General features: G+C 62.7%; 10 protein-coding genes. 3 read left to right on the forward strand and 7 right to left on the reverse strand.

The window, feature by feature from the left end; all coding sequences use genetic code 11:
* Window positions 1-71: 71 nt before the first annotated feature.
* Window positions 72-2,189, forward strand: a complete 2,118-nt coding sequence (locus G5179_RS15775) for an AsmA-like C-terminal region-containing protein (protein WP_421258702.1) — start codon at window positions 72-74, stop codon at window positions 2,187-2,189.
* 54 nt (window positions 2,190-2,243) lie between these two features.
* On the opposite strand, the gene G5179_RS15780 is transcribed toward G5179_RS15775, so the two are convergent.
* Entirely contained in the window at window positions 2,244-3,152 is a 909-nt protein-coding gene (locus tag G5179_RS15780) for a bifunctional GNAT family N-acetyltransferase/hotdog fold thioesterase (protein WP_069527624.1), read from the reverse strand.
* Window positions 3,153-3,203: 51 nt separating this feature from the next.
* Between G5179_RS15780 and G5179_RS15785 the strand changes: the two genes are divergently transcribed.
* Window positions 3,204-3,884, forward strand: a complete 681-nt coding sequence (locus G5179_RS15785; protein WP_421258709.1) for a spermidine synthase — start codon at window positions 3,204-3,206, stop codon at window positions 3,882-3,884.
* On the opposite strand, the gene dtd is transcribed toward G5179_RS15785, so the two are convergent.
* The 5 genes from dtd to G5179_RS15810 all read right to left on the reverse strand — a co-directional run bounded on the left by dtd (window position 3,873) and on the right by G5179_RS15810 (window position 9,776).
* Complete coding sequence (gene dtd / locus G5179_RS15790; protein WP_033138812.1) at window positions 3,873-4,310, reverse strand: D-aminoacyl-tRNA deacylase; 438 nt, start codon at window positions 4,308-4,310, stop codon at window positions 3,873-3,875. The two genes, G5179_RS15785 and dtd, sit on opposite strands and share 12 nt — an antisense overlap.
* Window positions 4,311-4,402: 92 nt before the next feature.
* Window positions 4,403-5,275: a virulence factor BrkB family protein gene (locus G5179_RS15795; RefSeq protein WP_041209731.1), complete on the reverse strand. Its 873-nt coding sequence runs from the start codon at window positions 5,273-5,275 to the stop codon at window positions 4,403-4,405.
* A 176-nt stretch (window positions 5,276-5,451) separates the two neighbouring features.
* Window positions 5,452-6,693, reverse strand: coding sequence for a malic enzyme-like NAD(P)-binding protein (locus G5179_RS15800; protein WP_219265128.1), 1,242 nt, complete (start codon window positions 6,691-6,693; stop codon window positions 5,452-5,454).
* A 254-nt stretch (window positions 6,694-6,947) separates the two neighbouring features.
* Window positions 6,948-8,174: an aromatic amino acid transporter gene (locus G5179_RS15805; protein WP_201937650.1), complete on the reverse strand. Its 1,227-nt coding sequence runs from the start codon at window positions 8,172-8,174 to the stop codon at window positions 6,948-6,950.
* Window positions 8,175-8,342: 168 nt separating this feature from the next.
* Window positions 8,343-9,776, reverse strand: coding sequence for a DUF2867 domain-containing protein (locus G5179_RS15810; RefSeq protein ID WP_113740156.1), 1,434 nt, complete (start codon window positions 9,774-9,776; stop codon window positions 8,343-8,345).
* Between the two features lie 286 nt (window positions 9,777-10,062).
* Between G5179_RS15810 and G5179_RS15815 the strand changes: the two genes are divergently transcribed.
* Window positions 10,063-11,154 (forward strand): hypothetical protein, encoded by a 1,092-nt coding sequence (locus tag G5179_RS15815; RefSeq protein WP_421254524.1) that lies wholly within the window; start codon window positions 10,063-10,065, stop codon window positions 11,152-11,154.
* Window positions 11,155-11,217: 63 nt separating this feature from the next.
* Here G5179_RS15815 and priA read toward each other — a convergent pair whose 3' ends face one another.
* Entirely contained in the window at window positions 11,218-13,425 is a 2,208-nt protein-coding gene (gene priA / locus G5179_RS15820) for a primosomal protein N' (protein ID WP_421258703.1), read from the reverse strand.
* Between the last annotated feature and the right edge of the window lie 28 nt (window positions 13,426-13,453).

Below are 13,453 nucleotides of genomic sequence, written 5' to 3' on the forward strand. Positions count from 1 at the left end.
GCGCTGGCTCGGTCTGCGAGACCACTACTCAAACGCCTGACAACACACCCCAAAACAGGAGGAAAGCAACCATGAATTCCTGGCTACGCGGCCTGCTCTACACCTTCGCCTTCCTGCTGCTGTTTGTCTGGGTTGCCCTCGGCCTGTTCGACGCCGAGCGCGCCAAAGGCCCCATCGCCAGCTGGATCAGCCAGCAGACCGGCGTACCGGTCACCATAGGGCGACTGGTGTTCAACCCGCTGCACCCCTACACCCTGCTGGCGGAACAGGTGCGCTACGGCGATGCGGTCTCACTCGACAAGATCTATCTGGAGATCGAGAGCATCGACTGGCTGAGCCGCGATGTGCGGATCGCCCATCTCGATATGATCCGTCCCGCCATCAAGCTGCCGCTACCCAACCAGCTGCCCAGTCTGCCGGTGCACTCCCTCACCATCAGTGACAGCACCATAGACCGGCTCAGTCTGGAGAGCCCCGAGCTGACCCTGCGCGGCCTCAATGCCACCCTGAGTGACTGGGAGCTGATCGACCCGAAACGGCAGCCACAGGCCAACCTGAGCCTCAATATCGGCCAGCTGGAGACTCCACAGTTCACCTTCGCCCGTCTCAACCTGCAAGGACGGCTGGAAGGAGAAGTGCTGCGCACCGACAAACTGGTGACCAACCTGTTCGACGGTCTGCTGGAGACCGGCATGGTGCTGGACTGGCCCGCCCGCACCCTGCAACTGCATGACCTCAAGGCGCGCGGCATGCGGGTGGAGCTGGGGGATCTGACACAGCAAGGCTTCCCGCAGCGCTTCCCGTTGCAAAGCGTGTCGCTGGATCGCGGCCAGCTGGACGGCGTCAGCCTCAACGACATCAATCAGGAGCTCTCCTTCAACAACTTCAGCGGCCAGCTCACCGCCTTCAACTGGCAGGCGGGCAACCAGCCCACCGGCTATCTGAGCGGCACCCTGGGGGACATGGGCCGTGGCCTGTTCCAGCTGGAGGAGATCAAGGGCAAGCTCGCCTTCTCGCCCCAGCAGATCGACGGCGAACTGCAGGGCAAGGCCTATGAAGGGGAGTTCAATGTCGAGCTCTCCCTCGATAGCCAGCAGCAGAAGCTGACCCTGAAAGACCTGGCGCTGAGCGGCATGGATATCAGCCTGCCGCAAGGTTGGTGGCAGGATTGGCAGAGCTGGCGCCCGCAGCAGGTCGATATCCGCAAGCTGGCGTTCGACAAGCTCAAGGTGCTCTCCTTCGACGATTCCATCCCTCTGTCGCTGACCGGCTGGCAGCTCTATCTGAGTGATCTCGCCCTGCGCGATAACCAACCCGGCCCGCTGCTCGGCCGTACTCGTATCGAGAGCAAGTGGTTCGAGCTGGTGTGGGATGGCCTCAGCGCCCGTAACGGCGAGCTGGATGGGGAGCTGACCCCCAGCTCCTGGCAACTGGGCAAACTCACCAGCTCGCTGCCGGATGAGGGCACCCTCAGTCTGAGTGGCCAGTGGGGCCGCGAACCTGGTCAGAGCAGCCGCCTGCAACTGCAGGCGACCAAGCTGGATCTGCAGCAGTGGGGCAAGATATTCCACTCTCCGGTCTCCTTCGCCGGCAAGGCGGACATGAGCGCCGACCTGCAAGCCGAACATGGAAAGGCGGCGGGCGAGTGGCGCCAGACCCTGCAGGGGAGCTTTGCCCTCGATGCCGACGAGCCGTTCTGGGACAAGGTGAAGATAGATCCGCTGCTGGATGAGTGGTTCAAGGGGGCGACCCCGCCCACCCTGACGCCGGATCAGCTGTGGCAGGCGATGCAGGAGGGTGACACCCCCTTCTACCGCATCAAGCTGCAGGGCAAAATCGACAAGGGGCAACTACAAGTCGAGCAAGCTGGCGCCTCCACCATCACTCATCTGCTGGCGCTGCAAGGGGGGATCGATCTGGTCAACGAGCAGTGGCAGCTGGATCTGGGGATCCTCAATGGCAACCGCTGCGCCGAGCTGCTCGGCCAGTGGCGCGGGCCGCTGACGGAACCCACACTGGCCTGGAGCTTCCCGCAGAAGCAGGACGCCTGCGACTGGGAAGTGGGAGTACGCTATCCGCCGCAAGGCAACAGCGCCCCGCTCTGGCGACCAGCTCCCGCAACGAAAGCCCAAAACCAGGCCCAAGTGCAGACCCAAGCCGGGCAGACAAGCGACAGCCAGCAAGGGTAAAAACAGACAAGGCCTCATGATGAGGCCTTGTTGTTTGATGGGGAAACGACGCGGTTACTGGCCCGGGCGGCGGGGCGGCTGCACCACGTAGTGACCGCAGAACTCCGCCGCCAGCTTGCTGCCGCTGAACAGCTGGATCTTGAGGCTGAAGGTGGCAGGCTCCCCCCGTTTGAGCGGCTGCAGCACGGCGGGCATCCCCTCGCGGGCCACTCGCGCCTCGGGCTCCTCATCGACCGGGCCATGATATTTGATGGTGCTCTCGGCCAGCACCGGCTCGCCCACCAGCCCCTCCTCTTTAAGCTGCAACCAGATCAACCCCCAGCCTGCCAGCACGCACTGGCTGTAGACACTGCCGGCGAACATGCTGCCATGCACGTTGAAATTGGCCGCCAGATTGGCCTTGAGATGGAAGGTCTGGCCATCGTAGTGGCTGATGTGCATCCCCATCTTCTCGCTGATGGGCACCCCGCGCGACCAGCGGGTGGTGAGGTCCTGACACCACTCCGGCCGGTACTGGATAGTCTGCAACGGGCTCAGGGATTTGATCATCTGGCGATGGGGAATCCGGCCAAAGGAGACGGGGCCGCCCCCCACTTCGAGAAAGCCGCACTTGCGATAGAACTCCACCGCCTCCTGACGGGCATTCATCACCAGCCGTTTCACCTTCTCGCTACGGGCCAGCTGCTCGAGATCCTCCACCATTTTGGCGCCCAGCCCTTGACCGCGATATTCGGGACGCAGCGCCATAAAGCGGATCTGCGCCTCGTCGCCGCCGATAAAGAGGCGCCCCACCGCGATGGGGGTACCATCGGGTGCCAGCATCAGCCGGTGAATGGCAACCGTGTCGTATTCGTCCCGCTCGGAACCGACGGGCAGATTGAAGGGTTTACGAAGAAGTTCCCAGCGCAACTGGTAGTAGGCATCCAGCTCGGCGACTGTCTGAGGGGTGACTACCCGGTACATAGTTTCATCCTTGAGTTACACTGGTCGGAAACCATCTTGCCGTGCAAATTCATGGACTTCAATCTGCAAGCGTACCAAGCCGATCACTTGTTGCACCTCAGCGTCAAACCCCAGCGCCGCCTCACGGTACAGGAAAATGACCAGCACCGCTGGCTGGAGATAGACGGCGTGGTGCAATCCGCCATGTCGCTCGCCGACCCCGCAGCCCTCTGTCTGCCCCATCAACGTGTCATCGCCTGCCTGCTGCCGGAGCAGGCCACCCGGATCCTAGAACTGGGTCTGGGTGGCGGCGATCTCACCCGCCATCTCTGCCAACGCTGGCCAGATGCTCGCCACGAGTGCGTCGACCTCGACGAAGAGGTGCTGACCGTTTATCAGCAGTTTTTCCAGCATCAGGAGCACGATGGGCAAGCCGTTCCGACACTCCATCAGGCTGATGCCCTCGCCTTTCTGGAGCAGAGCGAGCAGCAGTACGATCTCATCCTGCTCGATCTCTTCAGTCAGGATGGCAACCCGCTGCTGCTGTTTCAGGAGCGGCTCTACCGGGCGCTGGCTCCCCGCCTCTGCGGCACTCTGGTCATCAACCTGTTGCCGCGCACCGCACTTGAGCTAACCCACGCCCTGACACTGATAGAACAGTGGATTGGCCCGGCCACCCCCTATCCAGTCGCAGGGCTCATCAACGTGATCGTCCACGTCATACCGCGGGATCAGGCATCCTCAGACCTGTAGCCAGAAGGTAACCGGGCCGTCGTTGACCAGCGCCACCTTCATGTCGGCGGCAAAACGCCCGGTTGCGGTCGGGATGCCGCTGGCAGCAGCCTTCGCCACGAAGTAGTCATAGAGGCGTTCGGCCTCGCTCGGGTGGGCACCGCAGGAGAAGCTGGGGCGCATCCCGCTCTTGGTATCGGCCGCCAGGGTAAACTGGGAGACCACCAGCAGGCTGCCACCGATCTGGCTGACATTGAGGTTCATCTTGCCGTTCTCGTCACTGAAGACCCGATAGCCGCTCACCTTGTGCAGCAGCTTGTCGGCCTTGGCCTCATCATCCCCCTGCTCCACCCCGAGCAGCACCAACAACCCCTGACCGATGGCGCCGGTCACCTCCCCCTCGACGGTCACGCTGGCCTCGGAGACCCGCTGAATCAGTGCAATCACATCCCTCTCCTCTCAAAACAGAACGACCGCCCCGGCTCGATTGCAGGGGCGGTCGTCGATGCTACCAATAAACCGATGGCCAAGGCGATGGCTTAGCCAAGCTCCTCGCTCGCCGGCTTCTCGTACTCGCCGAGGCAGGCGGTAGTCTCCGCACCAAGCAGCACCACCAGCCAACTCAAATAGACCCAGACAAACAGGATCGGGATGGTAGCCAGCGCGCCGTAGATGGCCTGATAGGAGGGGAAGCTGGTGATGTAGATGGCAAAGCCGCGCTTGGCAAGCTCGAACAGGGTCGCCGCCACCAGCGCGCCGATAAAGGCATGGGCCAGCCGCACCTTGCAGTTGGGCACCACGGTATAGACCAGCAGGAAGGTGAGCACCGAGAAGAGGAACGGCAAGCCGCGCAGCAGCAGATAGCCGATGCCGAACAGGCTCTCGGCGCCAAACAGCCGCAGCGAGAAGATGTAGGAGGAGATGGCGATGCTGGCCCCGATAAGCACGGGCCCCAGGGTGAGGATCATCCAGTACATGGCAAACGCCTGCGCCAACGGGCGGCCCTGGGTCGAACGCCAGATGTAGTTGAGGTTCTTGTCGATGGCGGAGATCAGCATCAGCGCCACCACCACCAGCGCCCCGATCCCCACCGCAGTGGTGTTTGTGGCATTGGCGACGAAGCCGTCGATGTACTCCTTGAGCACCTCTCCCGCCGTCGGCACGAAGTTGTGGTAGACGAACTGCTCCATCGCCTGTTTGAGGCTCTGGAACACCGGAAAGGCGGACATCATGCCAAAGACCACGGCGATCATCGGCACCAGTGAAAGCAGGGTGACATAGGCCAGATAACCGGCGGTGACCGTCAATCTGTCCTGCTGGAAACGGCCCCAGACAAACTGGGCAAAGTGGCGACCATCATGGCGCAAGAAGGAGAGGGCGTGGGCCAAACGGCCGCTGACAGGCTGCTGCATCTTGATTCTCGTTAGCGTCATAGTGGCAATATTGTGTCAGAGGAGAGCGCTGTTTGACCACCTTTGAACCCGATTTGCCCCCATCTCCCCCAACCTGTCACCCGGGTTACGCCTCCGACTGTCGCCAGAAGCAGAGATAAAAACGGCCCCGCTATGGGGCCGTTTGCAACGCCGGATTACAGCATGTAGTCCGCAGGCAGCTCGATGCGGGCGACGCCAGAGGCCACCGCCGCCAGCGCCACGGCGCGGGCTACGCGCGGCAGCAGACGGGCATCCATCGGCTTGGGAATGACGTAATCCTTGCCGAAGGCGAGCTCGCTCACCCCGGCGGCGGTCAGCACCTCGGCCGGCACCGGCTCCTTGGCCAGCGCGCGGATCGCCTCGACCGCGGCAATCTTCATGGCATCGTTGATGCGGCTGGCGCGGGCATCGAGGGCACCGCGGAAGATGAAGGGGAAACAGAGCACGTTGTTGATCTGGTTCGGGTAGTCGGAGCGGCCGGTACCCATGATGAGGTCGCGGCGCACCCCGTGGGCCAGCGCAGGCTTGATCTCCGGGTCCGGGTTGGAGCAGGCAAAGATCACCGGGTTGGGCGCCATCAGGGCGACCGCCTCGGCGGGCAACACGTCGGGGCCTGAAACACCGACAAACACATCTGCCCCTTCGATAACATCCATCAGGGTGCGCAGCGGGGTCTCGTTGGCGAAGCGCTGCTTGTACTTGTTGAGATCGCTGCGGCCGGTGTGGATAACACCCTGACGATCCAGCATGAAGATGTTGTGCGCCCTGGCGCCGCACTTGATCAGCAGGTCCATGCAGGCGGTGGCGGCAGCCCCCGCCCCCATGCAGACGATGCGGCTGTCACTGATCTGCTTGCCCTGCACTTCCAGCGCGTTGAGCAGCCCGGCGGCGGTGACGATGGCGGTACCATGCTGATCATCGTGGAACACCGGAATGTCGCAGCGCGCGATCAGCGCCTCTTCAATCTCGAAACACTCCGGCGCCTTGATATCTTCCAGATTGATGCCACCGAAGGTATCGGCGATAGCCGCCACCGTGTCGATAAACTGCTGGCTGGTCTCGTGCTTCACCTCGATGTCAATGGCGTCGATACCGGCGAAGCGCTTGAACAGCAGGGCCTTGCCCTCCATCACCGGCTTGGAGGCCAGCGGCCCCAGATTACCCAGACCCAGAATGGCGGTGCCGTTGGAGATGACGGCCACCAGATTGCCCTTGCCGGTATAGCGGTAGGCATCGGCCGGGTTGGCAGCGATCTCGCGCACTGGCTCGGCAACACCCGGGCTGTAGGCCAGCGCCAGATCACGGGCGGTTTCGGCAGGCTTGGTCAGGGCGATGGCAATTTTGCCCGGTACGGGCTGGGCGTGGTAATCGAGTGCTTCTTGACGCAGATCGGACATGGGGGACCCCGATGTGGTTGGTGCAAATGAGGTGCCGACAGGGGGCACGCAGAAGGGCGGGGATCATAAAAGAAAGCAGGGGTCATTCCCAGCAGATCATGCTGCCATTAGCCAGATCAGACCAGTTTGTTTAGCACCATCCCCCAGTCACAGATACCACTTTAGTTATAGATCCTGCTGCGTGGGGTAAAAATGGCGCAAAAAGGGCGGCAAGTTGGCCTTGCCGCCCTTTCTGTCAGTGCTGTAGACCTGACTCAGTTGCCCAGATAGACCGGCAACAGATTTGCCATCGACAGGAAGTGGAACAGCGCGGTCGCCAATCCGAACAGGATCAGCAGCCAGGCCATCAGCTTGCCGCCGGGGGTGACGAAATGGGGAGTCACTTCGCCCCGCTCGGCCCGCGCCCGGGTGCGCAGCACCAGCAGTGCCGGGATGATGCAGGTCCAGATGGTGGCGGCGGCACCGGCATAGCCGATGGCCAGCAGGAAGCCGAACGGGAAGAGCAGGGAGAGCACCAGCGGCGGCAGGAAGGTGACCGCCCAGGTCTTGCAGCGACCGGCGCGGCTGTTGTCGAACTTGAACAGATCAGCCAGATAGTCGAACACCCCGAGCCCCACTCCGATAAAGGAGGAGAGGATCGCCGCCATGGAGAAGCCGTTGATGGCGCTAGCCACCTTCTCCGATTCGATAACCCCGGAGAGGGCGGAGAGCAGCACGCTCACGTCCCCTCCCTTGGCAATCACGGGGGCAAAATCCTGACGGGGCAGGTTGCCGAAGATCCCCAGCAACCAGAGCACGTAGAGCGCCAGCGCGATCAGGGTTCCCCCCAGAATGGCCCATCTGGCCTGCTGCTCGTTCTGGTAGTAGGCACGCAGGGAGGCCACCGAGTGGTGATAGCCGAACGAGGTGAGTGCCACCGGCAACATCGCCATGGCATAGGGGGCGTAGCGGCTCTCGCTGCCCGTCAGATCGAGCAGGGTCGGCAGCTTGATACTGCCGAGCAGCCCGGCCACGCCGAGGGCGAAACTTAGGATCATGAAGGCGATCAGCACCACAGAGATGCGGTCAACGGCGCGAGTCGAGTGCCACACCACCGCAGAGAAGAGCGCCACGAACAGCACAGATGCAAGCTTGCTGTCGATCCCCAGTATCCCCTGCAAGATGGCACCGGAGGAGGTGATATAGGCGTAGAGCAGAATGCCGCCAACAAAGTAGACCGAGAGGTTGTTGAGGAGATTGAGCTTCTCCCCCAGCAGCTCGCGAGTCACGGTATTGAAGGAGACCCGCATGTCGTGGTGCTGGAAGGATTCCAGTAGCATCCAGCCGGAGAGGGTCATCATCACCATGGTGACGGTCAGCGCCAGCACCGACCAGAGGGTCCAGGCCCCCGCCCCCGAACTCGGCAGACCGAGCATGCCGGCTCCCACGCAGACGCTGGCAATGATGCAGGCGCCCCCCAAAATTGACGGTTTTTTCTTCATAATCCCTTCTTTTTCTGACTGATTATCTATCCGCGGTAAACAAGACCGCGGCATGATGCCAGCCTTTGCCATGAGACGCCTACCACTATCTGCCATAACCGGGCATGGCCGCCGCATAAAAAGTGCCCCGAACGGGGCACTCTATCAGCGGGAATGATGTGAAGAGGGTTAATCCATCACCGGGATACCTGCCCTCGCCTCGGCCTGACGGGCGATGGCCTCGGTCATCCCCTGAAATATAAAGAGGTGGAACGGCAGCATGGCGAGCCAGTAGGCCAGCCCCCAGGCGCCCTGCGGGTGCCAGTGAGCGGTGACCCGGATGCGGGTCAACCCGGACTCCTCCGGCAGGATGTTGAACTCCAGCCGCCCGACGCCCGGGGCCTTCATGTTGAACAAGAGATCGAGCCTGCGCCCCTCATCCACCCCGAGGATCTGCCAGGAGTCGAGCATATCCCCCTTCACGAAACGATCCGGATTGGTGCGGCCACGGGTGCGGGCCGGGCCGCCGATCAGGTGATCCATCCATTCGCGCACCACCCACAGCTCGTTCATGTAGAAGTAGCGCTGCTCACCCCCCAGCTGCTGCAACACCTGCCACACCACCTCGGGGGAGGCGAGACAGATGGCCTCGCCGCTGGCGGTACGGTCGTAGAAGCCATATTCGGGATGGCGCCAGCGCAGGCCGAGGGGCGTCTCCTGCCCCTGCTGTTCGGCCCCCAGCTTCTGCTCCAGCGCCAGACTCTCCGCCAGCGCCTCATCGAAGCTGAGCAGGGTCTGTGGCAGCAGGGCTCGCAGCGGGCCATCATCGGCCGGGATGTCGTGCTTGAGACCGCCCACCAGCGCCTTGGCCACCGGCTGCGGCACAGAGGTGACAAACTGCAGCCACCAGGCAGAGAGGCGCGGACTCAGAAACGGGATGGGAATGATGGGGCAGCGCTTGCCGATATGGGCGGCGAACTTCTGCAACTGCTGTTGATAGCTGAGCAGCTCGGGGCCGACCGCGTTGAAGATGCGGCCATCCACCTCGTCGGCCTCTACCAGCCCGCCCAGATAGTGCAGCAGGTTTGACAGCGCAATCGGCGGCGTGCGCGAGCGCACCCATTTGGGCGTCACCATCATCGGCAGGTTGAACACCAGATCCCGCATCACCTCGAACGCCGCCGAACCGGGCCCGATGATGATGCCGGCGCGCAGCTCCACCGTCGGCACACCGGATTCGCGAAACAGCTCGCCACAGTGGCGGCGGGAGTTGAGATGGCGGCTGTTGCACTGCTCGGGCTGGATTGCCCCGAGATAGATGATACGGCGCACCCCGGCAGCACGGGCGGCGGCAGCGAAGTTCTTTACCCCCTGCTGCTCCAATCGGTGAAAATCGGCCCCCGCCCCCATGGCATGCACCAGATAGAAGACGGTATCTATGCCCGCCAGCGCAGGCAGCAGTGTGATGGGCTTGAGGCTGTCGGCGAGGCGAAACTCGACCCCCTCAGGCAATCGGCAGGGACGGCGCGCCCCGGCAATCACCTTGTAGCCCAAGGTTTGCAGGTGGGGTACCAGATAGGAACCGATATAGCCTGCCGCTCCCATCACCAGACAGTTACGCATGAGTGAAGCCCTCAACATCATTGATGCAAGGGGCGCCAGACAGGAATCCACCATATCCCGCCACACCCATCACCAGACAATTTCTCATGTAATTCTCCCTATCCTCACCGATGCCGCTTGTCAGCCAGCATGCGCAGCGCTACCTGAAAATGTTCAACCACTGCGCCACCATCCAGTCTCTTGCCATCCTGCCACGTCACCACCTTGCAACCTAGTACTAACCACCTCCCTGATTAGTCCGATTTGGTGTTAAGCCCTGCTTATTCTCTGGTCGATAACTGACCAGATGTATAGCGCCGAGGGCGAATGTATGCGCATCGATCACTACGACCTCCAGGGGGAGGTGCAATACCGGCAACAGCAGGCCCAGAGCCGCAAGGTGCGCAACCTCGGGCCAGTGCCACCCGTCGTCAATCCACCGGAAGGCAACAACGCGGCAGTGGCCGGCGAACGCAGCAGCACCCTGACCCTCACCAGCGCCCTGACGCTGCAAACCGCGAGGCAATCCGCCGCCAGCCAGCAAGCGACAACACCTCCCGCCCCGCCCGCAGCGGACGTCGGCAAAGAGCAGGATGGTATTCCCGACGATGGGCTGGATAACCGCCAGCGACTGATCAAGCTGATGATTGAGGCGATGCTGGGCCACGAAATCGAGCTGCCCAAGCCGATCAAGCCCACCGAAGAGGGGGGCGATGGAGGGACCCAAGGAGACGCCGCTGCTCAAGCCGCCGAGCCGGATCAACTGGTGGAGGTGACTGACACCCTGCTGCAACAGGAGCAGCTCAACGTGGTGGCATCGGCCAGCGTAGCGACTCGGGATGGTCAGACTATTCAGCTCGATCTCGGCTTTGTGCTCGACTGGCGCCAGCTGGAGGTGAGCCAGCGGCGCACCACCCTCAATGCCCTCAAAGATCCGCTGGTGCTCAGTCTGGATGGCAAGATTGCCGATCTGACCGAGGCACGGGTCAATTTCGATATCGATCAGGATGGCAAGGAGGATAGCCTGCCGGGTCTGCGGGAAGGCAGCGGCTTTGTGGCGCTGGATCGCAATGGCAACGGCACCATAGACGATGGGGGCGAGCTGTTTGGTGCTCGATCCGGCAATGGCTTCGGCGAGTTGGCCACCCTGGATGAGGATGGCAACGGGGTGCTGGATGAGGGGGATAGCCAGTTTTCAGCCCTGCAGTTCTGGCATCCGGAGCACGCACCTATAGCTCTGGTCGAACTGGGGATCGGCGCCATCCTGCTACGCCCCCTCGACACCCCCTTCAACCATCTGGGGGAGAGCGGCAATCAGGGGGTGCTGCGCCAATCCGGCCTCTATCTCACCGAACAGGGTAAAGGAGGCTGGGTGCAGCAGATCGATCTGCGGGTCTGAGCCTTGAAATGAAATCACCCATCGGTCGCTGACGATCTCTGCCAACGACCGGCTCCGGCACCATCAACTCAGCTCGGTGGGGTCGATATCCAGACTCCAGCGCACCTTTTTGGTCTCGGGCCAGCCTTCCAGCTCCTTCACCGCCCAATCCAGCAGTTGGGCCAGCGGTGCTCGATTCGGCCCCTGCACCAGCAACTGCATGCGAAACTTGCCCGCCTTGCGCTCCATAAAGCCGCTAATGGGCCCCAGCACCTGAACGTGGGGATAGCGGGCGCTGCGCAGAGTATCGGCGAGGCGGGCGAGGAACAGCTGCACCTCGTCGCGGCCGTTGGCCTCGGCGCGGAACAGCCCCTGATAGCTGAAGGGCGGCAGCCCCAGCAAGCGGCGCTCTTTCAGCGCCGTATCGGCGAAGTGGCCGTAACCGTTCTGGGTCAAATCCTGCAGCAAGGCGTGCTCCGGATGATGGCTCTGCAGCACCACCAACCCGGGTTTGCTGGCGCGACCGGCACGGCCCGCCACCTGGGTGTAGAGCTGGGCCAGTTTCTCAGCTGCGCGAAAATCAGCGCTGAACAGGGCGCCATCCACATCCAGCAGACCCACCAGCGTCACATCCGGGAAGTGGTGGCCCTTGGCCAGCATCTGGGTGCCGATCAGGATCTTGTACTTGCCCGCCTTGATGTCGCCAAGATGGGTCTCCAGCTCTCCCTTGCGACGGGTGTTGTCCCGATCGATGCGCACCACCGGATATTGCGGGAACACTGTGGTAAGCAGCTGTTCCAGCTGCTCGGTGCCCACTCCCGATCCGATCAGTTCGTTGCTGCCACACTCGGGGCAGTGGTGGGGCAAGGGGCGCACGCTGTCACAGTGGTGGCAGTGCAGCCGTCGTCCGGCCTGATGCCAGGTGTACCAGGCATCGCAACGCTCACAAGCGGCGCTCCAGCCACATTGGTGACAGATCAGAGCCGGGGCATAGCCACGGCGGTTGAGAAACAGCATCACCTGATTGCCCGCCGCCAGATGCCCTGCCATCAGCTGCTCCAGCTGGGGGGAAAGCCCGGCCTGCAACCGCACGTTTTTGATATCGAGGATCACCTGACGGGCGGTCTGGGCATTGCCGGCGCGGCGAGTCAGGGTGAGGTGGTGATACTTGCCGGTGCGGGCGTTGTGCAATGTCTCCAGGGACGGGGTGGCCGAGCCAAGCAGGATGGGGATACCGGCACGATGGGCCCGCATCACCGCCAGATCCCGCGCGTGGTAGCGAAAACCATCCTGCTGCTTGAAGGAGCCGTCGTGCTCCTCGTCGATGATGATGATGCCGAGGTTGTGAAACGGGGTGAACACCGCGGAGCGGGTGCCGATCAGGATGGCGGCGCCGCCGTCGCGGCAGGCGAGCCAGGCGTCGAGCCGCTCCCTGTCGTTCATGGCGGAGTTCATCGCCACCACAGGCACGTTGAAGCGGCGCCGGAAGCGGTTGATGGTCTGCGGGGTAAGACCGATCTCCGGCACCATCACCAGCGCCTGTTTGCCCGCCTTGAGCAGGGGCTCGAGGATGCTTAAATACACCTCGGTCTTGCCGGAACCGGTGATGCCATCGAGCAGGAAGGCACCGAACTTGTCGCTCTGGCTGGTGACGGCGGAGACCGCCAACGCCTGTTCGCTATTGAGGCGCAGCCCCTCCCCCGGCTCAAAGCGGGCAGCCCAATCGCCATCGTGGCTCGGCTCCAGTGAGCGCTTCTCCAGCAGCCCCTTCTTCTCCAGCGCGGTGAGAGCGGCGCTCTGGATCTCCTCCTGCTTGAGGGCGGAAGGGGTCTGCGGCCCCTTGCGCAGCAAGGCGAGCGCTTGCTGCTGCTTGGCCGCCCGCTTGAGCTCGTTGAGGTCGATGGCCATCCCTGCCTCGGTGGCAAACCAGAACTCCAGCTCGCGATAGGCGGCAGGCTCCCCCTTGCGTACCAGCACTGGTAGGGCGTGAGGCAATACTTCCCCCAGCGGATGCTGGTAGTAGCTGGCGCTCCAGTTCATCAGCGCCAGAATATCCGGCCCCAGCACCGGCGTCGCATCGAGTACCCGCTTGATGGGCTTGAGCTTGTTGCGAGCCACCTGGCTGTCAACCGGATGATCCACCACCAGCCCGACCAGGGTCTGGGGACCGAAAGGGATCTCGACCCGGCAACCGGGGGCAGGTAACGGCAGGGGAGAGAGATAGTCGAAGTGACGGCGTAACGGTACCGGGACAGCGACACGAACCAGATCCAGCGTTTGGGAAGAATTCACCAGGGGTTGCCTATTTTTTCTGCGAAGC

Source organism: Aeromonas sp. 600886 (genome assembly GCF_049174935.1).
Classification (GTDB): domain Bacteria; phylum Pseudomonadota; class Gammaproteobacteria; order Enterobacterales; family Aeromonadaceae; genus Aeromonas; species Aeromonas veronii_A.

Excerpts from the sequence above, each read along its gene's own strand:
- G5179_RS15810 (WP_113740156.1), bottom strand. The coding sequence starts at position 9,776 with ATGCGTAACTGTCTGGTGATGGGAGCGGCAGGCTATATCGGTTCCTAT.
- G5179_RS15800 (WP_219265128.1), bottom strand. The coding sequence starts at position 6,693 with ATGTCCGATCTGCGTCAAGAAGCACTCGATTACCACGCCCAGCCCGTA.
- G5179_RS15780 (WP_069527624.1), bottom strand. The coding sequence starts at position 3,152 with ATGTACCGGGTAGTCACCCCTCAGACAGTCGCCGAGCTGGATGCCTAC.
- G5179_RS15815 (WP_421254524.1), top strand. The coding sequence starts at position 10,063 with ATGTATAGCGCCGAGGGCGAATGTATGCGCATCGATCACTACGACCTC.
- G5179_RS15785 (WP_421258709.1), top strand. The coding sequence starts at position 3,204 with ATGGACTTCAATCTGCAAGCGTACCAAGCCGATCACTTGTTGCACCTC.
- G5179_RS15795 (WP_041209731.1), bottom strand. The coding sequence starts at position 5,275 with ATGCAGCAGCCTGTCAGCGGCCGTTTGGCCCACGCCCTCTCCTTCTTG.
- G5179_RS15775 (WP_421258702.1), top strand. The coding sequence starts at position 72 with ATGAATTCCTGGCTACGCGGCCTGCTCTACACCTTCGCCTTCCTGCTG.
- G5179_RS15805 (WP_201937650.1), bottom strand. The coding sequence starts at position 8,174 with ATGAAGAAAAAACCGTCAATTTTGGGGGGCGCCTGCATCATTGCCAGC.